At 37.5% G+C, this 19,888-nt stretch carries 18 protein-coding genes; 13 read left to right on the top strand and 5 right to left on the bottom strand.

What is annotated here, in order from left to right:
• Positions 1-22: 22 nt before the first annotated feature.
• Positions 23-3,016, bottom strand: a complete 2,994-nt coding sequence (locus tag HMPREF1495_RS09855; RefSeq protein WP_034214326.1) for a transglycosylase domain-containing protein — start codon at positions 3,014-3,016, stop codon at positions 23-25.
• A 167-nt stretch (positions 3,017-3,183) separates the two neighbouring features.
• Positions 3,184-5,019: a translational GTPase TypA gene (typA, locus tag HMPREF1495_RS09850; RefSeq protein WP_034214324.1), complete on the bottom strand. Its 1,836-nt coding sequence runs from the start codon at positions 5,017-5,019 to the stop codon at positions 3,184-3,186.
• Positions 5,020-5,270: 251 nt separating this feature from the next.
• Between typA and HMPREF1495_RS09845 the strand changes: the two genes are divergently transcribed.
• The 5 genes from HMPREF1495_RS09845 (at position 5,271) to HMPREF1495_RS09825 (ending at position 9,723) form a co-directional block, all read left to right on the top strand.
• Entirely contained in the window at positions 5,271-5,708 is a 438-nt protein-coding gene (locus tag HMPREF1495_RS09845; protein ID WP_007593750.1) for a hypothetical protein, read from the top strand.
• A 252-nt stretch (positions 5,709-5,960) separates the two neighbouring features.
• The gene (locus HMPREF1495_RS09840; protein WP_007593748.1) at positions 5,961-6,341 is read left to right on the top strand and encodes a GntR family transcriptional regulator; all 381 of its coding nucleotides are present in this window, start codon (positions 5,961-5,963) and stop codon (positions 6,339-6,341) included.
• Positions 6,338-7,237: an ABC transporter ATP-binding protein gene (locus HMPREF1495_RS09835; protein WP_034214322.1), complete on the top strand. Its 900-nt coding sequence runs from the start codon at positions 6,338-6,340 to the stop codon at positions 7,235-7,237. Before HMPREF1495_RS09840 ends, HMPREF1495_RS09835 begins: the two co-directional genes overlap by 4 nt.
• Positions 7,206-9,407 (top strand): DUF6449 domain-containing protein, encoded by a 2,202-nt coding sequence (locus HMPREF1495_RS09830; RefSeq protein WP_330368713.1) that lies wholly within the window; start codon positions 7,206-7,208, stop codon positions 9,405-9,407. The genes HMPREF1495_RS09835 and HMPREF1495_RS09830 overlap by 32 nt, the downstream gene beginning before the upstream one ends.
• A gap of 40 nt (positions 9,408-9,447) precedes the next feature.
• Entirely contained in the window at positions 9,448-9,723 is a 276-nt protein-coding gene (locus HMPREF1495_RS09825) for a hypothetical protein (RefSeq protein WP_007593742.1), read from the top strand.
• A gap of 65 nt (positions 9,724-9,788) precedes the next feature.
• Here HMPREF1495_RS09825 and HMPREF1495_RS09820 read toward each other — a convergent pair whose 3' ends face one another.
• From HMPREF1495_RS09820 to HMPREF1495_RS09810, 3 genes are read right to left on the bottom strand one after another with little or no spacing between them, the layout of a single operon-like run.
• Complete coding sequence (locus HMPREF1495_RS09820; protein ID WP_034214321.1) at positions 9,789-10,592, bottom strand: gluconate 5-dehydrogenase; 804 nt, start codon at positions 10,590-10,592, stop codon at positions 9,789-9,791.
• Positions 10,592-11,434: a 5-dehydro-4-deoxy-D-glucuronate isomerase gene (kduI, locus tag HMPREF1495_RS09815; protein WP_034214320.1), complete on the bottom strand. Its 843-nt coding sequence runs from the start codon at positions 11,432-11,434 to the stop codon at positions 10,592-10,594. The genes HMPREF1495_RS09820 and kduI overlap by 1 nt, the downstream gene beginning before the upstream one ends.
• An 11-nt stretch (positions 11,435-11,445) precedes the next feature.
• Positions 11,446-12,066 carry a GntR family transcriptional regulator gene (locus HMPREF1495_RS09810; protein WP_034214319.1) on the bottom strand — a complete coding sequence of 207 codons (621 nt, stop codon included), beginning with the start codon at positions 12,064-12,066 and terminating at the stop codon, positions 11,446-11,448.
• Between the two features lie 241 nt (positions 12,067-12,307).
• Between HMPREF1495_RS09810 and HMPREF1495_RS09805 the strand changes: the two genes are divergently transcribed.
• The 8 genes from HMPREF1495_RS09805 (at position 12,308) to thiI (ending at position 19,850) form a co-directional block, all read left to right on the top strand.
• The gene (locus tag HMPREF1495_RS09805) at positions 12,308-12,958 is read left to right on the top strand and encodes a YesL family protein (RefSeq protein ID WP_034214318.1); all 651 of its coding nucleotides are present in this window, start codon (positions 12,308-12,310) and stop codon (positions 12,956-12,958) included.
• A 183-nt stretch (positions 12,959-13,141) separates the two neighbouring features.
• A complete protein-coding gene (gene pta / locus HMPREF1495_RS09800) occupies positions 13,142-14,143 on the top strand; it encodes a phosphate acetyltransferase (protein WP_034214317.1) in 1,002 nt (333 codons plus the stop codon).
• Positions 14,144-14,165: 22 nt separating this feature from the next.
• Complete coding sequence (locus HMPREF1495_RS09795; protein WP_034214315.1) at positions 14,166-15,368, top strand: acetate/propionate family kinase; 1,203 nt, start codon at positions 14,166-14,168, stop codon at positions 15,366-15,368.
• Positions 15,369-15,437: 69 nt separating this feature from the next.
• A complete protein-coding gene (gene rpmF / locus HMPREF1495_RS09790; RefSeq protein WP_007593730.1) occupies positions 15,438-15,617 on the top strand; it encodes a 50S ribosomal protein L32 in 180 nt (59 codons plus the stop codon).
• A gap of 190 nt (positions 15,618-15,807) precedes the next feature.
• The gene (gene prmA / locus HMPREF1495_RS09785; RefSeq protein ID WP_034214314.1) at positions 15,808-16,773 is read left to right on the top strand and encodes a 50S ribosomal protein L11 methyltransferase; all 966 of its coding nucleotides are present in this window, start codon (positions 15,808-15,810) and stop codon (positions 16,771-16,773) included.
• On the top strand, positions 16,774-17,511 hold the full coding sequence (locus HMPREF1495_RS09780) for a 16S rRNA (uracil(1498)-N(3))-methyltransferase (RefSeq protein ID WP_034214313.1): 738 nt from the start codon (positions 16,774-16,776) through the stop codon (positions 17,509-17,511). It begins immediately after the preceding gene.
• Positions 17,512-18,666, top strand: coding sequence for a cysteine desulfurase family protein (locus HMPREF1495_RS09775; protein ID WP_034214311.1), 1,155 nt, complete (start codon positions 17,512-17,514; stop codon positions 18,664-18,666).
• Positions 18,666-19,850, top strand: a complete 1,185-nt coding sequence (thiI, locus tag HMPREF1495_RS09770; RefSeq protein WP_034214309.1) for a tRNA uracil 4-sulfurtransferase ThiI — start codon at positions 18,666-18,668, stop codon at positions 19,848-19,850. The genes HMPREF1495_RS09775 and thiI overlap by 1 nt, the downstream gene beginning before the upstream one ends.
• The last annotated feature ends 38 nt before the right edge of the window (positions 19,851-19,888 follow it).

Genomic DNA, 19,888 nt, shown 5'->3' with positions numbered 1-19,888 from the left:
GAGCTCATTTTTTGTTTGAATATTATTGTCCGGGTCCTATAAGTACCGGAGAACCTTGGCCTCCGGGGCCTTCAGTGGACATATGAGCACCGGGGCCTGAACGTGGTGCTTCAGTGGTCGGAGTAACTCCGGGACCATGTAATACATCGGAATCCTCAGGTTCTTTTGAAGAAGGCCCTGTCTTTATAGGTGAGGCTGTGGTGGTCTCAGGAATTTTTATTTCTGAAGGCTGCCTCTTAGGTTTTGAACTGTTTGGGTTTGCTTTAGTCGGTGCAACAATTGTATTAGGTGATTGACCGGATGAATTACTTCCCGGTGTCGCTCCGATAACATCACCGTTCGGTGCTACACCTACAGTTACATTATTTTGTTTCGGATTTACAACCGGATGATTTACACTTGCCCTTGGTGACACACCGACTCCTGAGTCGTCTCCGTCATTTGCGGTAGGTGCATTAGGGTCAATTATTTGACTTGGTCCGGCATGGATGGTACATGTGGCCGTAGGTACCGCATACTGTGAATCATCGGTATTTGACTGTCCGCTTGGAACTATAAGTGCAACCCTTGTAACCGTATTCGGACAGTTTGCAGTAGGCAACAGACCGCTTTCACTACATACCGTCACTGTAGTATGGTGATCGCATACATCTGTAGGTACCGTTCCTTTGGCAAAATATTCGGTATATGTAGAATCGCCACGAGGGTCGTGGTCACAAACTCCGGGTATAGGAAGTTTTCCCGACTTTCTGCATACTACTGCGGTTTCAACGGAATCAGGAACGGGGAATCCTATATCCTCGGAACCTTCTGAAACTTTAGTCATTATCTTTCGCCATATATCCTTGTGGAAGCTTGTACCTCCGGTGTCTGAGAGAGTCTGATTTTCATCACATCCTGCCCATACTCCTGCTGTATAATACGGTGTAAATCCTACAAACCATACGTCCACATTCTTAGAAGTTGTACCTGATTTACCTGCTACACTCATATTATCGAGATGAGCTCTGGTAGATGTGGAATTTATATTTATTCCGCTGCTTGCAAACTTTCTGTTGTTTTCTGTAGATGCAGCCATAGCATCTGTAAGAAGGAATGCGGTTGAGTCCTTTATAACTCTGTGAGTCTGTGGAGTAGTATTATCAATCAAGGTCTTTCCGTTGTGGTCTACAATCTTTGTAAAGAAGACCGGCTTTGTATATACACCTTGATTTGCTATTGTTGCAAAGGCACCTGTAAGTTCAAGGTTTGTAACACCCTTTGTAAGACCTCCGAGTGCGAGGGATGCATTGTAGTCCTGATCCGTAAGGGTGGTAATACCGAAGTCCTTGGCATACTGTACGCCTACTCTTGGTGTTACAGTTTCCATAAGTGTTTTCAATGCAACTATATTCATAGAATATATGATACCGTCACGAATACTTGACCATCCCATATATCCCTGCTTGTCATACCAGTTTTGGAAAGTTTTTTCTCCTATTGTATATTCGGCATCATAATATGTTGTAGCCAAAGTATCACCGCTGGTATCAAGTGCAGGTGCAAATGAAGACACAACTTTAAAAGTTGAGCCCGGCTGTCTGGTAGTGTTTGTAGCTCTGTTTAAAGAAAGTGAAGATGTCTTTTCGCCTCTACCTCCGTTTATAGCTTTTACGGCACCGGTTTTTTGATCCATAAGAACAAAGGAAACCTGAGGTTCCAAAACAGTTTTTACACTTTCACCTACGACCGTATCTCCATCTTTAACAACTGTAGCTTTATAGCTTTCAGCATCAGCTTTTGCGGCATCTTCAGTAGTATAAAGTCCGTTAAAACCGTCATGAAGCACATCTGAATGGTATTTGTTAATATCCTTTTCGGAATAATTATGTGTGTTCTTTTCACTGTCTGTGACTGTAAGTCTGTATTCAAGTGCATACTTTGTATCAGGATAGTTTTCAGGATTGTTGACTTCGCTGTCCACAATCTGCTGAAGTGAAGGATCCTGAGTGGTATATATTGAGAGACCTCCGCTGTACAAAAGATTATGTGCCTGAGTTTCGGTATATCCCAGTTCATTTATAAATGCGGATGTAACCTGTGAAATCAAAGCATCTGTAAAATAGCTGTAGTGATTATTTTTTTCCTTTGCAAGCGTATTTATATTTTGGATTCTTGAATACACATCATCTGCAAGAGCCTCCTCCTGCTGTTCCTTTGTGATATAGCCCTGCTCATACATATATTGAAGTATTATTTTTCTTCTTTCGGAATTTGCCTCCTGACCGGTAATAGGGTTGTACTTGGTAGGCCCCTTTGTTATACCGGCTATTACAGTGGCTTCGGAAAGAGTCAAGTCGGATACTTCCTTTCCGAAGTACCTTCTTGCGGCAACTTTTACTCCCAGTGAGTTGCTTCCAAGGTTGATGGTATTCAGATAATTTGTAAGTATCAACTTTTTATCCATCTGTTTTTCAAGCTTTACGGCAAGATACATTTCCTGGAATTTTCTTTCTACCTTTTCTCCGAAACTTCTTTCTCTACCGCCGTTGAACACATTATTCTTTATAAGCTGCTGTGTTATGGTAGAGCCGCCACCTGATGAACTGTTTCCGGTTATTACACCGCTGACCGCTCTGAGTATAGCTCTGGTATCTATTCCGTTATGCTTCCAAAATCGGGAGTCCTCTATTGCCACGAATGCATCAATAAGAACTTTCGGAAGTTCGTCATAAGTTACCTCTTCACGGTTTGAACCGGCCATTACCAAGGTATCGGTAACCTGACCGGATGCATTGTATACTGTGGTGGCATATCCTAAAGGAACAATACTGTCAACGTCCACATCAGGGGCATTGTCTATAATACCCTTTATCATGCCTACCGCCATGGCACCTCCAAGAACGGTCACTACAAGCAGTGCAAGAAAAAATGTCTTTACAGCCTGAAATATAAATTTGTTTATATATTTCTTTTTTCTTGATCCGGGTGACTTGGAGCTTTTCTCGGGAGTTTTATTTTCATTCTCTTTATTCATCACTTTTTCCTTTTCAAAATAAATTTACATAAATAATCCGGAGCATTTGCCCTTATACCGAATTATACATCATTAATTTAATATAGGCTATCAGCTTTAAATAATCTTTATTTTTTATAAGCTATTATTAATAAAAAAAGGCATCCAAAAGCGGATACCTTTATATATTATTGCTTCGACTTTATCATAGAACGTTTTCTAAGTGTCGGATCGAGGATTTTCTTTCTGATACGAAGATTTTCAGGAGTTACCTCTAAAAGCTCATCGGTATCTATAAATTCAAGTGATTCCTCAAGGCTCATGACTTTCGGTGTAACAAGTCTGAGCGCCTCATCCGCACTGGATGATCTTGTATTTGTAAGTTTCTTTGTCTTACATACATTGATTTCAACATCCTCAGCCTTACCGTTCTTACCGATAACCATACCTGCATATACCTTTTCTCCGGGACCTATAAATAAAGTACCGCGCTCCTGTGCATTGAAAAGGCCGTAGGTAATAGACTCGCCGCTCTCAAAAGCGATAAGAGAACCGGTCTTTCTATAGAACATATCACCCTTATATGGAGCATAACCGTCAAACTCTGTATTGAGAATACCGTTTCCCTTGGTGTCGGTCATAAACTCACCTCTGTAGCCTATAAGACCTCGGGAAGGAATAAGGAATTGGAGTCTTGTATATCCGCCATGTGTCGGACTCATTCCCTGAAGTTCACCCTTTCGTGATGTAAGCTTTTGAATAACGGCACCTGAGAACTCGTCAGGAACATCTACGAATGCAAGCTCCATAGGCTCCTGCTTTTGGTTTCTCTCATCATAGTGATAAATAACTTCGGCCTTACTTACGGCAAACTCAAAACCTTCTCTTCTCATATTCTCTATAAGAACTGAAAGGTGAAGCTCACCTCTACCTGATACCTTAAAGCAATCAGGAGACTCTGTTTCCTCCACTCTGAGGCTGACATCGGTATTTAACTCTCTAAAGAGTCTTTCACGCAAATGTCTTGAAGTGATGTATTTTCCTTCTCTACCTGCAAGAGGAGAGTCATTTACCATAAAGTTCATAGAGATTGTAGGCTCTGAAATCTTTTGGAACGGAATTGCCTCGGGATTTTCAACCGATGTCAGAGTATCTCCTATATGAATATCGGGAATACCTGAGATGGCTACTATTGAACCTATTCTTGCTTCATTAACTTCAATTCTGTTTAAGCCTTCATATTCATAAAGCTTACCTATCTTTACTTTTTTCATCTTATCGGGGTCGTGGTGATTTACCAAAGCAACTTCCTGATTTACTTTGATAATACCGTTATCGACCTTACCTACACCGATTCTACCTACATATTCATTGTAGTCGATTGTACTGATAAGTACCTGAGGATCCGCATCTTCATCACCTGTAGGTGCAGGTATATGCTTGATTATAGTCTCAAATAAAGGCTTCATATCCTCATTGGTGTCATTTACATTGTATCTTGCCCAGCCGCCTCTTGCACTTGCAAAGAGGAAAGGACAATCAAGCTGATGCTCGTTTGCATCAAGGTCAAGTAAAAGCTCCAGGATCTCATCAACAACTTCCTCAGGTCTTGCTTCCTCTCTGTCACATTTATTGATAAGGCAAAGTACTTCAAGGTCAAGCTCAAGAGCTTTTCTCAGAACGAACTTTGTCTGAGGCATAGCACCTTCATAGGCATCTACTACCAAAACAACTCCGTTTACCATTTTAAGAACACGCTCAACCTCTCCGCCGAAGTCCGCATGTCCCGGTGTATCTATGATATTTATCTTGGTATCGCCATAGTGTACTGCCGTATTTTTTGACAGAATGGTGATTCCTCTTTCTCTCTCTATATCATTTGAGTCCATTACTCTTTCAGCCACTTCCTGATTTGCCCTGAAAACACCGCTTTGTTTTAAGAGCTGATCGACCAATGTAGTTTTACCGTGGTCTACATGGGCGATAATGGCAATATTTCTTATATCTTCTCTTTTTGTTATCATATATTCTTCCTCATAAAAATTTACAAATAACTATTATAACATTTTTTTGTTTTTTTTGCTATATCATAGTATAAATTTAGTATAAGGGCTCGGTTTGTTAGTATTTATATATTTTTAATTATAATAACCCTACCTTACTAGTATACCGCATAATAGATAAAAATAAAAGGATTGTATTATTTTGTTTATATAGTATTATTAAAGTGATCTAATATTTACATGTACCTGAGTATATTTAAGGAATGAAGTTTATGAAAAATGTTTTTAAAGTTTTACTGTGTTTTTGTTTTGCCATAGGCTTTCTATATTCGGCAGTATTCTTTTATAATGAAATGAGGGTGGTGAGCACTACGGCGGTCTTTGGTGTTGTGCTGAATATTGTTTGTGGCATTGTATTTATTGTAGAGGTAGTTTTTGAATTTTCAAAAAGGAGAGATAAAAGTGAAGAAGATGGGCTTTTATTATATGATAATGGTAAGTTAAGTAAGGATAAGAAGATAAATTCCAACATAATGGTAGTTATATATTTGTTTTTGATAATTGCAGCTTTTGTAACAGTAGCTGCACATATCTACTGTATGGATATGAGTAATATTATGGATGTGTGCTTTGGAATGATTAGTTTCATTCTTGCAGGTGTTTGTGGAATTGTAGTATTATTTTTGGAAGTGTCAGGAAAAAACAAATGATTTTGAATTTATAAAAAGGCTGTTGTCTTAACGATTGGTACCGACCACTAAAAGTTAGACCAAAATCTAACGATTAGGAGGTCGGTATTTTTTATGGAAAAACATGGTTTTGAATTCAATAAGAAATGATTCTAATACACAGCTACGAAAATGGATTAATGAATAAAGGTCGAAAGAAAACATTGAAAAAATATAAAAAAAATGCTATATTAACTGTACTATGATAGATAATACAGTTAAAAGGAGAAATCTATGATTGTAATTGACTCAAGAGATAAGAGAGCCATCTACGAACAGGTAGTGGACAGGCTTTCGGATCTTATGCTTATCGGGGCATTGGAGCCCGGAGATAAGCTTCCGTCTGTACGCAGTCTTGCCGTAGACCTCTCGATAAATCCCAACACTATACAAAAGGCATATATCGAGTTGGAACGCCAAGGCTATGTATACAGCGTAAAAGGTGTCGGAAGTTTTGTGGCCGATATGGATGTTATAAAGGAAAACAAGAAAAGCATCATATATAAAGAGCTTGAAGAACTTGTGGACAAATCAAGAAAGATAATAAGTAAGGAAGAATTTTGCAAAAAAGTGGAAGAGTTTTATCCGGAACATAAAGCGAAGGAGGGAGCATGATAGAAGCAAAGAATTTAAGCAAGAGTTTTGACAATATAAAGGCGCTTGACAATATCAATGCAAGCATAAGAGACGGAGATGTGTTCGGACTTATAGGTACCAACGGTGCGGGAAAGAGTACATTTTTAAAAGTACTTGCCGGAATACTGAAACCTGACAGCGGTGAGATACTTATAGATGATGAAAATGTATTTGAAAATATAAAGGCAAAAGAAAAGTTTTTCTATATTTCAGATGACCAGTTTTTCTTTTCAAATACCACACCGAAGGAGATAATAAAGTTTTATACATCTGTTTACAGAGACTTTGATGTTAAGAAATGTCAAGATATTTTAAAGGCACTTGATCTGGATATCAACAGAAAGATAAATACTTTCTCAAAGGGTATGAAAAAGCAACTCTGCATTGCAATAGGAGTGGCTGCAAATACCAGATATCTGCTTTGTGATGAAACATTTGACGGACTTGACCCTGTAATGAGGCAGGCGGTAAAGAGTCTTTTTGCAAAGGAGATGGATGAAAGAGGCCTTACACCTATAATAGCTTCACATAACCTTAGAGAGCTTGAGGATATATGCGATCATGTGGGACTTTTGCATAAGGGCGGAATACTTTTATCAAAGGATGTATCCGATATGAAGTTGAATATCCATAAGGTGCAATGTGTATTTGAAAAAGACTTCGATATGGAAAGACTTAAAGAGCTTGATATTATGCAGGTGAAAAACAGCGGCAGAGTACACACAATTACGATAAAGGGAAATGAGGAGGATATAAGAGAGAAAATGGAGTCCTTTGCTCCTGTATTCTATGAAATGATGGGACTGAGTCTTGAAGAGATATTTATAAGTGAAACGGAGGTGTATGGATATGACATCAAAAAGCTTATTTTTTAAATTGATGAAAGAGGACTTTAAAACAAGAGTCTGGACTCTGGCAATCAGTATTCTTATATTTTTCTTTTCGCTTATCGTGGCGACCGCTATGATGATAAGTTTTAATTTATATGAAGGTAGCGCATACTCTTCATACTCTTATAGAGAGGATTTGGCATTAAACTTCATTTCCTATATAGATGTTACAAATCCTTTTTTTGGAATTATATTTATAGTATTGTCTCTGGTTATGGCAATGTCAGGATTTGCATATCTGTATTCCAAAAAGAAGGTGGATTTATATCACAGTTTACCTGTAAAAAGAGAAGTCCTCTATTTTATAAAGATAATAAACGGCATATTGATAGTTGTTATACCTTTTATTATCTGTGAAATTGTGGCAAGTCTTTTGGTACTTGCAAATACAGGTGAAATAATGGTGATTACATCGGCATTATGGGCTATAGCGGAGTGGACATTATTATTTATACTGAGCTATTTTTTAACAGTATTTTCAATAATGCTGACAGGAAATATGCTTATAGGAATATTTGCCTGCGGATTTTTCAGCTTTTACTTCCCATTACTTTCACTTATGCTAAAAGGGTATCAAAGTTCATTCTTTACTACCTACTATAGTTCGGGATTTATTATTGAAGATCTCCTCCCTAATATGTCGAGCTTTATTCTTATGTTTAATATAACAGAGCTCAGATGGTTTGTAAGAATTATAATAGTGATACTTGCAAGTATAGCATTTTTATTTATAAATCTTTTTCTTTATAAGAAGAGAGCCTCGGAAGCGGCAGGTAAGAGTGTAAGTTTTAATATTATAAAATTACCTATAAAGTCAATGATGGTTATATTTATGAGTATGCTCATGTATCTTTTGGGATATGAAGTAATGAATAACAGCATTGGCTGGGGACTTTTCGGACTTATAGTGAGCGGAGTTATTACTCATTGTGTAATGGAAATCATATACAATCAGGATTTTAAAAAGATTTTTGCAAAAAAGATTGAATTACTTGTGCTTATAATAATTTCAATATTTATAGCGGCAGCTTTTCAGTTTGATATATTCGGATATGACAGCTATATTCCGAGTGCTTCACAGATAAAGAGTACAGCGGTAATATCAAATCTTTTGGAAAGAAATTCCGACCAGTACTATAATAAAGTTAAAATTTCGGACGGATATTATAATGACTCGTTTGTTGATGTGGACTATGCAAGTAACAGTAAGATAGAAGCCGACCTGATAAAGAAAATGGACATACAAAATAAAGATGCAGTATTGGAGTTGGCCAGGCAAGGCATAGAAGCCGCAAAATATGATTTGGAGATGTATGGAGATTTTGACAAAGTTCTAATCTCATATAAGCTTAAAAACGGAAGAACCGTAGGCAGAGTTTATTATGTGGATTTAGATCAAAGTACTTCAGGACTTTCAAGTATTTATGCTGATGAAAGTTACAAAAAAAGTATCTATCCTATACTTTCTGAAGATGCCGAAAATATAGTAAGTTTGGATTTTAACGGTATAATGGATAATGATACTCATATAGTGTTTCATGACGATGAGTTGAAGAAAAAGATTGTGGAAACCTATAAGAAAGAGTTGATGAATCTTGATTATGAAACAAAATTAAAAAGTTATCCTTTTGCATCCATAAGATTTAATAATGAGTTTATGGAAGATGCACTAAAAAAGTATGCCGGATTTAATTATACCAGTGACAGCACAAGTGCTACAAACTCAAAATGGGATAATATATATGCAAGTTCACTCGAATCTGTGGGTTTTTATCCGATATATCCGGAGTTTAAGGAGACTTTGGCTTTATTAAAGGAGATGGATGTAGAGGTTATATATAAGTTCCCTGCAGAGTATGTGCAAAGCATAGATGTGTCTTATAATGATTGGGAAAATATTGACTTAGATAATAATATCGAAGAAGTTGAGTCTTATTCAAGTGAGACTACGCCAAAGACCTTTACAGATAAAAAGGATATAGAAGATATTTTAGATAAACTGGTTATTTGTGACAGTCCTTATAAGGAAAATCTGAATGAGGATCGAAATTATGCAGCAATTATCAATGCCGGAAATTCAGAAAGTTCGGCTTACAGAGGCTACAATTCATATGGATTTAAAAAGGGTAATATTCCTGATATAATAAAGAAGTAATATATATTATATTTGATCTTGTGAAGGGGGTATTAATGTCATGAAAAGAGAAGCTAACATATTATTAAGTATACTATGGGTTATAATCTTTATTCTTAATATAGCTATATTTTTTGTAGATACATCAAATATGAGGGATAATATTACCATGCTAGCATTTGAATTGTATTCTGTTTCTGTAGCGTATGATTCAATAAAATCGATTATTTTAGGGAAAGATTTAAGTAAAAATACATTGATTTTAAGAATGATTATTGGGATTATAAGTATAGTGTTACAAATCATTATACTTATAAAATATGCCGGTTTTATTTAATATAATCTATAATTAATTTAAATAATAAGGGGGCTGTCGGTATACCGACAGCCCCTCACCATGTTTTAAGGTTGTTTTCCTATATAAGCAAGTATTCCGCCGTCTACATAGAGTATATGTCCGTTTACAAAGTCGGATGCGGGGGATGAGAGGAATACTACAGGACCTGCAAGGTCAACAGGGTCTCCCCATCTGTTTGCAGGAGTCTTTGCAAGTATAAAGGAATCAAAAGGATGTTTGCTTCCGTCAGGCTGTATCTCACGAAGAGGTGCAGTCTGTGAGGTTGCAATATATCCCGGACCGATTCCGTTACACTGAATATTATACTGACCGTATTCGGAAGCAATGTTTTTTGTAAGCATCTTTAAACCGCCCTTTGCTGCTGCATAGGCGCTTACGGTTTCTCTTCCAAGCTCACTCATCATGGAGCAGATATTTATTATTTTGCCACTTCTTCTTTTTACCATACCCGGTAAAACAGCCTTTGCCATAATAAAAGGAGCTATAAGATCCACATCTATAACAGAGTTAAACTCATTCACACTCATATCGGTCATCGGAATTCTTTTTATAATTCCGGCATTGTTTACCAAAATATCTATTTCACCGATATTCTTTTCAATATCGGCTACCATTATTTTTACTTCTTCTTCCTTGGTTACATCACATACATAACCGTGAGCTTTTATATTTTCCTTATTATATGCTTCAAGACCTTTTTTCAGTCCGTCCTCTGAACTGCTGTTAAATATTACCTTCGCACCTGCGTCGGAAAGTGCTTTTGCCATTGCAAAGCCTATTCCATGAGATGCACCGGTAACAAGTGCGATTTTACCGTCAAGTCTGAAACTGTTTAAAACATTCTCCATTATCTTAAGTCCTCATTCTTTATAACGTCCATATCGTCAAATGCCTGATTTTCTCCGCCCATTGCCCAGATAAAGGTATAGTTTGATGTACCTGCCGCTGAATGTATACTCCAAGAAGGTGAAATAACGGCTTCTTCATTGTGCATTACAATATGTCTTGTTTCATTGGGCTCTCCCATAAGATGGAAGATGACATTGTCCTTTGGAACTTCAAAGTACATATACACTTCCATTCTTCTTTCATGAGTATGTGCAGGCATAGTATTCCATACATTACCCTCATCAAGAACCGTCATACCCATGGAAAGCTGTGCGGTTTGAAGTACATCGGGATGTATAAACTGGTTGATAACTCTCTTGTTTGCAGTCTTATTGTCACCCAGAGGCTTCTTTGCCGCATCCTTGATTGATATAAAAGTGGTCTTATATGAAATATGTGCCGGAGCACTTACCATATAAAACTTTGCAGGATTGCTTTTGTCAAAACTTCTGAATGTAACATTCTTTGTACCCTTTGTGATATAGAGGCAATCTTTATAGTCAAGTGTAAAGACTTCATCATCCGCAACGATTTCGCCCTTGCCTCCTATATTGAAAATACCGATTTCTCTTCTTTCAAGAAAATACTTTGTACCGAAGTTTGACCACACATCAATTCCCTTATCTATGGAAACCGTCTCATTTACAGGCATACATCCTAAAGTTACCATTCTGTCCACATGTGAATATACGGCAACTACAGTATCCTCCTGATAAAGGTCCTGAATAAGGAATTCATCTCTTATCTCATCTGTAGTGTAAAATTTAAAGTCTCTTTGGTTTGCTGAATAACGAATATCCATAAAGTCCTCCTTTAATATGCTATAAATATTTCATCAAATCTATTACTGAAAGTCGCATTGATTCTATCAATGCCGCCGTAAAGATGCTTTTTAACTATCTCCTCTATCTTGGTGGTATCTCTGTTTTTGATTACCTCATAGATTTGTTTGTGCTCAAGTATTACCTGCTCATAATTTTTACATTCCAGCATATCCAGCATGCAAAATCTTGTGTAATTGGGTTCGGATTTTCTTATCTGCTCCCAAAGATAGGTATGTCCGGTTTTCTTATACAATAATTCATGCATTGACAAATCTATCTCTTTGAATTTGTCAGGTTTAAAGTATTTGGTATTTTTATAGCTGTTAGTCAGTTGAGCTACGGTCATTTCAAGTTTTTTTATATCTCCCTCTGTTGCTACAGCTATGTAATCTTTCATAATCATGCACTCAAGAGCAAATCTCTCATATATAATCTGCTTGACGATTTCCATATTGATCATGGATACTCTTGAACCGCTCTTTGGTACTATATTGACAAGTCCCACGCCTGCAAGTCTTGAAAGCGCAGAACGTATCGGTGTTCTTGAAACATTGTATCTGGTGCGAAGGATGTTTTCACTTACAAGTTGCCCGGGTTTAAGCTTAAGCATCAATATGTCGTTTTCTATTTCCGAATATATATATTGTGCGGTAGAAATACTTACACGCCCCCTTTCATATATAAATTAATCTTGTATGCAAGTAATATTTTATGCTATGATTAATTGACTTATAATACCATGATATAACAGGGATTTTAATAAGTCAACCGAAAACTTGTATCCAAGATTGAAAGCAACTTGTATCCAAGAAAGAAAAAATATTTAAAATAATTTTGACCGGGAGAAATATATGGGCGGACTTTTTAATTATGACAATCCTATATGGCGATTTGTAGGAAGAATATGGGATCTGTTTATACTGAATTTACTTTGGGTATTATGTTCAATTCCTATAGTGACATTCGGAGCATCAACTACTGCAATGTATTACTGCACAATGAAGATAGCAAGAGATCGTGACAGTGGTGGAGTACTTTCGATGTTCTTTCACAGCTTTAAGGACAATCTTTTGCAGTCGACAATTATATGGGTGATAATGGCACTTGTCGGAGGAATTCTTTTTTTTGATATAAGATTTTTCAGCTTCTATTCACCTATAGAAAATACGGTGATAAAAATGATTATATTTACAATCACCTGCTTTTTGATTTTACTTTGGCTGTTTATATTCACATACATATTCCCGATACAGGCCAAATTTATCAATCCGATAAAGCAGACATTTAAGCTGGCGCTTTTTATGTCTGTAAAACACCTTATAAGAACAATAATAATACTTGCAGGAAGTGTTTTGATACTTGCCGCAGTATATATCCTTATCATGAGGATGCCGGGAGTGATGTCAATGCTTATTTTTGTACTGGGTTCGGGGATTTCACTGTTTCAGGCAAGCCAGTTTAACATTATATTTGATAAATATATTGATGAGAATAATGAATAAGAAAAAAGATTGTACTTATTTTTAGACATTTTGTTATTTTATTAACCTGTCATAGTGCTTGTATTGTCGCTTTATTTTTACTATACTATTACATATATGAGCTCTTATGAGCTTTTTATGTGCAAACAAGCACAGGATAGAAATTTAGCTATATGCTTTTAAGAATGGAAAGGGATATGTCATATGTCAATGATGGATCAACTAAAGAAACGTGCAAAAGAAAGTAAAAAAACCATAATATTACCTGAGTCAATGGATAAGAGAATCTATCAGGCTGCCGAGGTAATTCTGAAAGATGGTTTGGCAGACCTAATAATAATAGGTACTCCACAGGAAGTAGAAGAGAATTCTAAGGGTTGTGATATCACAGGAGCAACAATAATCGATCCAAATACTTATGAAAAAACTAGGGAATATGAGGATCTCTTTGTAGAGCTTAGAAAGTCAAAGGGACTTACTCATGAAGAAGCAAGAAAGCAAATGTTAAGTGACTATACTACTTACGGATGTCTTATGCTCAAGGCGGGAGATGCGGACGGACTTGTAAGCGGTGCCTGTCATTCAACAGCTAATACACTTAGACCTGCATTACAGATAATAAAGACTAAGCCGGGTGCAAAGCTTGTTTCAGGATTCTTTGTAATGGAAGTTCCAAACTGTGAATTCGGTGAGAACGGAGTATTTGTATTTGCAGACTGTTCAATTGAGCAAAATCCCGATCCTGAAAAGCTTGCATCTATTGCACTTTCATCAGCAGAGAGCTTTAAGTTCCTTGTAGGAGCGGAGCCTAGAGTTGCAATGCTCAGCCATTCATCAAAGGGTAGTGCAAAGCATGACGATGTTACAAAGGTTGTTGAAGCTACAAGAATAGCAAAAGAGCTTGCACCTGATCTTTGTCTTGACGGAGAGCTTCAGCTTGATGCGGCTTTGGTTCCTGAAGTAGGAGAGAGTAAGGCACCGGGTTCAAAGGTTGCAGGACATGCAAATGTACTTGTATTCCCTGATCTTGATGCGGCAAATATCGGATATAAGCTTGTTCAAAGACTTGCAAAGGCGAATGCTTACGGACCTATGTGTCAGGGTATTGCAAAGCCTGTAAACGATCTTTCAAGAGGATGCTCTTATGAAGATATAGTAGGTGTAGTGGCAATCACAGCAATTCAAGCTGCCGGTGAAGATAAATAATAAAAAAGAGGTGTAGTTCATTATGAAAAATGTATTGGTTATAAATTGCGGAAGTTCATCATTAAAGTATCAGCTTATTAATATGGAAAACGAAGAGGTATTGGCAAAGGGATTGTTTGAGAGAATTGCAATTCCCGGATCAAAACTTACACATGAGCCTGAAGGAAGAGAGAAGTTCAAGATTGAAAAGGATGTAAAGAATCATACAGAAGCTATAGCTTTGGTACTTGAAGCTCTTACAGATAAGGAACATGGTGTAATAAAGGATGCAAGCGAGATTTATGCTATCGGACACAGAGTTGTACAGGGTGGAGTAAAATATCCTGAATCTGTAGTTATCACAGATGAGGTGAAGAAGAATATTGAGAAGTATTCAGATCTTGCACCGCTTCACAATCCTGCAAACCTTATGGGTATTGAAGCTGTAGAAAAGGCTATGCCGGGTGTTCCTAATGTAGCGGCATTTGATACATCATTCGGTATGAGCATGCCTGAGAAAGCATATAAGTATGCCATTCCGAACGAGTACTATGAGAACTACCATATCAGAAGATACGGATTCCACGGTACAAGCCATATGTATGTATCACAGGAGGCTATCAAGTTTGCAGGTCTTGACAAAGACACAGCAAGAGTTATCGTATGTCACCTTGGAAACGGTGCTTCAATCTCAGCATCTGTAGGCGGTAAGTGTATAGATTCATCAATGGGTCTTACACCGCTTGAGGGACTTATAATGGGTACAAGATCGGGAGATATCGATCCTGCTATAGTACAGTATATTTGCAAGAAAGAGAACAAGAGCGTAGACGAGGTGCTTGATATACTTAACAAGAAATCAGGTGTTCTCGGAATGAGCGGCGGAGTATCATCAGACTTCAGAGATATCGAGAATGCTGAGGCTGACGGGAATAATCTTGCAAAAGTTGCACTTGAGGCGTTCAGATACAGAATTATAAAGTATGTAGGTGCTTATGTAGCCGCTATGGGTGGAGTTGATGCTCTTTGCTTTACTGCAGGTGTCGGAGAGAATGATAAGATTACAAGACAGATAGTCGGAAATTCTTTGGGATTCATCGGTGCAAAGGTTGATGAAGAGGCAAACAATGTTCGTGGTAAGAGAACTATGATTTCAACACCTGACTCAAAGGTTAAGATTATGTTGATGCCTACAAATGAGGAGTTGGCTATAGCAAGAGATACTTACAGACTGGCTAAAAAATAATATTGACAAGTAAAACCTTTGCTATTATAATTATTAAAGTTTTGTGACTCGAGATAAGGAGGTGAAAGAATGTCAATTTGTCCAAAGAATAAAACATCTCGTGGTAGAAGAGATAAGAGAAGAGCTAACTGGAAGATGTCAGCTACAAGTCTTGTAAAATGTCCAAAGTGCGGAGAGTTAATGCTTCCTCATAGAGTTTGTAAGGCATGTGGTTCATATAACAAGCGTGAAATAGTAACAGTAGACTAATAGTTAGTATCTATAAGTTTTACTGATTGGAATAACAGGGTTGCCACTTGGTGGTGACCCTGTTATTCTATTATATACATGACAAAAATACATAAAATGGGAAATAATTTAGTAGATGCTTTGATTTTACAATCCTTGTAGCGTTTAGGATTGTAAAATCAAAATTCTACTTATGTTGAGGAGTAAGTATATGAAGTGGGAGAAGTATACTCTTATTACAAAGACCGATGCGGTGGATATTTTAAGCGCATCACTTGGGGATATAGGTGTGGAAGGTATTGAAATAGAAGACAATGTACCTTTAACTGCAGAAGAAACTAAGGGAATGTTTATAGATATTTTGCCGGAGCTACCGAAGGATGAGGGAATAGCAAAGGTAAGCTTTTATCTGGATTCGGAAGCCGACAATACAAAGCTTTTGGAAGATATCCATAATACATTGGAAGAACTTAAAGAGTTTTGCGATATAGGAGACGGCGTGCTTACAAAGTCCGAGACCGAGGATAAAGACTGGATAAACAACTGGAAACAGTATTTTAAGCCTTTTTATGTTGGAGATATCCTTATAAAGCCTACATGGGAAGAGATACCTGAGGATGCAAAGTATAAGACTTTGATACAGATAGATCCGGGAACCGCATTCGGTACGGGAGCACATGAGACTACAAAGCTATGTATATTGGCACTTGAAAAGTATCTAAAGACTAAGCCTGAAGCCAAGTTGCTTGATGTAGGTACGGGAAGCGGAATACTTGGAATTGCGGCGCTTAAGCTTGGAGCTGAATGCGTATTCGGAACCGATCTTGATGATATGGCTATAGATGCGGTTATGGAAAATATGATCAGCAATGAAATAGGAATGACGGAGTTTGTAGCGGTATGTGGAGATATTCTGACAGATGAAAACATAATGGAGCTGGCAGGCTATGAAAAGTTTGATATTGTGACGGCCAATATTTTGGCTCCTGTTATAATAGAACTGATAAAGACTGTAGCAAAGCATATGAGAAAAGGCGGAATATTTATTACATCGGGAATAATAGATACAAAGGAAGCCGATGTAGTGCTTGCCTTTAAAAAGAGTGAGGATTTTGAAATACTTGAAATAAATCACCTTGGCGAATGGGTAAGTATAGTAGCAAAAAAGAGGGGATAAATGTATCATTTTTTTGTATCTGAGGAGCAGATAAACGGAGAAAATGCGTATATAGAAGGTAGTGATGTTAATCATATAGTAAATGTTCTCAGAATGAAACCGGAAGAGGAACTTCTTATCAGTGTCAAAGGAGACTGGGATTACCTTTGTAAAATAGTTGATATAGAGACTGACAGGGTGAACCTTAAAGTGCTTGAGAGTATGGAACAAAGAGAATTGCCTGTAAATATCACCTTGCTTCAGGGGATTCCGAAATCTGATAAACTGGAGATGATAATACAAAAGGCGGTTGAGCTTGGTGTAAATGAGATAATACCTGTAAAGACCAAGAGAGTCGTTGTAAAGATAGATGAAAAGAAAGCAGGCGCTAAAGTAAGCAGATGGAATGCCATTGCAGAGAGTGCGGCAAAACAGTCAAAGAGAAGTATTATACCGAAAGTATCTGAGCCCATGTCTATAGATAATGCACTTGAAATTGTAAAGGATTTTGGTGTAAAATTAATACCCTATGAGAATGCGGACGGAATAGATAAGACCAGAAAAATACTTGACTGTATGGACAAAACAAAGAATGTTGCTGTATTTATCGGACCTGAGGGAGGATTTGAAGAGGCGGAAGTTGAAAGAATAAAAAACTCCGGCTTTGAAGTCATTACACTCGGTAAAAGAATATTAAGAACAGAAACAGCCGGACTTGCATTACTCAGTAATATAATGATCAGATTGGAAGATGAATAGATGGACGTATATTTTGACAATTCAGCCTCTACAAAAGTAAGTGAAAAAGCCATAGAAATAATGCTTAAGACCATGAGGGATGATTATGCCAATACAAGCGGCAAGCATATAAAGGGTGTGGAAGCTGAAAGCTATGTAAAAGATTCGGCGGATATTATAGCTAAGACTTTAAAAGTAAAAAAAGGCGAAATTATCTTTACTTCAGGCGGTACGGAATCCAATAATATGGCGCTTATCGGTGGAGCCATGAGCAGGAAAAGATACGGAAAGCATATAATAATATCAGGAATTGAGCATCCTGCGGTATACAGGCCTGCTGAATTTTTGACGGAACAGGGATTTGAACTTTCAGTGCTTCCTGTAAACAGTGAAGGACAGGTGGATCTTGAATTATTAAAGTCAACTCTCAGAGATGACACGGTTTTGGTTTCCGTAATGTATGTAAATAACGAAATAGGAGCCATAGAACCTGTAGAAGAAATTTCAAGGATAATAAAGGCTAAGAATAAAGATATATTATTTCATGTGGATGCCATACAGGCTTATACAAAGCTTAGAATAAATCCTAAATCACAGGGTATTGATATGCTTTCAGCATCAGGCCATAAGTTTCACGGACCGAAGGGTGTGGGATTTTTATACATTGACAGCAATGTAAAGATAAATCCGATAATCTTTGGAGGCGGACATCAGAGAGGCATGAGAAGCGGAACGCTAAACACTACCGGAATTGCCGGAATGGGAGTTGCCGCAAAGGAAGCCTATGAAAATTTTGATGATAGAATAAGCAAGATATCGGATTTGAAATACTATTTGATGGATGAGCTTGAAAAATTAGAAGGTGCGGTTTTAAATACAGGAAGGGGTGAAAATTTTGCACCTCAAGTTATAAGCGTATCATTTGAGGATATTCGTGCGGAAGTTTTACTGCACGCTTTGGAAGACAGAGGAATCTATGTTTCAAGCGGTTCGGCTTGTTCGTCAAATCATCCGGGTATATCAGGTACATTAAAGGCTATAGGTGTAAGGGATGATCTTTTGGACGCTACTATAAGAATCTCTTTGTCGGAGCTTAACAATAAGGAAGAGGCTGATTATTTCATAAAGAACTTAAAGGAACTTTTGCCGCTTCTTAGAAAATTTGTGAGGAAATAATGAAGTACAAATCATTTTTAATTAAATACGGTGAGATAGGCGTAAAGGGTAAAAACAGATATATGTTTGAGGATGCCCTTATGAAACAGATAAGAACCGCATTAAAAGAAGTAGAAGGAAAGTTTAATGTATCCAAGGAGCTTGGAAGAATCTATGTGGACATGGATGGCGATTATGATTATGAGGAAGCGATTGACAGACTCAGTAAGGTATTCGGTATAGTCGGAATCTGTCCGATGGTCAGAATAGAATCAAAGGATTATGAAAACCTGAAAGTAAAGGTGGTTGAGTATGTGGATGCGGTGTATCCTGACAAGAACTTTACTTTCAAGGTCGATACAAGAAGAGCCGACAAGAGCTTCCCCGGAACATCTGAGAGCATCAATGCGGAACTTGGCGAGGTGATTTTAAATGCATTTCCGGAAATAAAGGTTAATGTAAGAAAGCCTGATGTACTTATAAAGGTCGAGATAAGAACATATATAAATATATACTCGGTTGAAATACCGGGACCGGGCGGAATGCCTATAGGTACAAACGGAAGCGCCATGCTTTTACTTTCGGGCGGTATAGATTCACCTGTTGCCGGATATATGATTGCAAAAAGAGGAGTAAGAGTGGAGGCTGTATATTTCCATGCACCGCCTTATACTTCAGAGAGAGCAAAGAGAAAGGTTATAGAGCTTGCGGAGCTGGTTTCAAAATATACCGGTCCGCTAAATTTACATATAATAAACTTTACGGATATACAGCTTGCAATATACGAGCACTGTCCGCATGATGAGCTTACAATTATCATGAGAAGATACATGATGAAGATAGCTGAAAGAATTGCCGTAGAAAACGGAGATCAGGCTCTTATTACAGGTGAGAGTATAGGACAGGTGGCTTCTCAGACAATACAGTCTTTGCTTACTACAGATGCGGCGGCCACTTTGCCGGTATTCAGACCTCTTATAGGTTTTGATAAGCAGGAAATAGTTGAGATCTCGGAAAAAATAGGTACTTATGAGACATCTATACAGCCTTATGAGGACTGCTGTACCATATTTGTGGCAAAGCATCCGGTGACAAAACCTGTTTTGGAAAATATAGAAAGGTCTGAAGAAAAGCTTGAAGGAATCATAGATGAGCTTATGGAAAAGGCCATGGAAACAAAAGAAAGAATCTTGGTGAAAGCCTGAAATAAAAAAGTCTGACAGGAAATCCTGTCAGACTTAAA

The organism is Lachnoanaerobaculum sp. MSX33 (assembly GCF_000512995.1).
Classification (GTDB): Bacteria; Bacillota; Clostridia; order Lachnospirales; family Lachnospiraceae; genus Lachnoanaerobaculum.
This window is presented reverse-complemented; position numbering and strand designations above follow the sequence as displayed.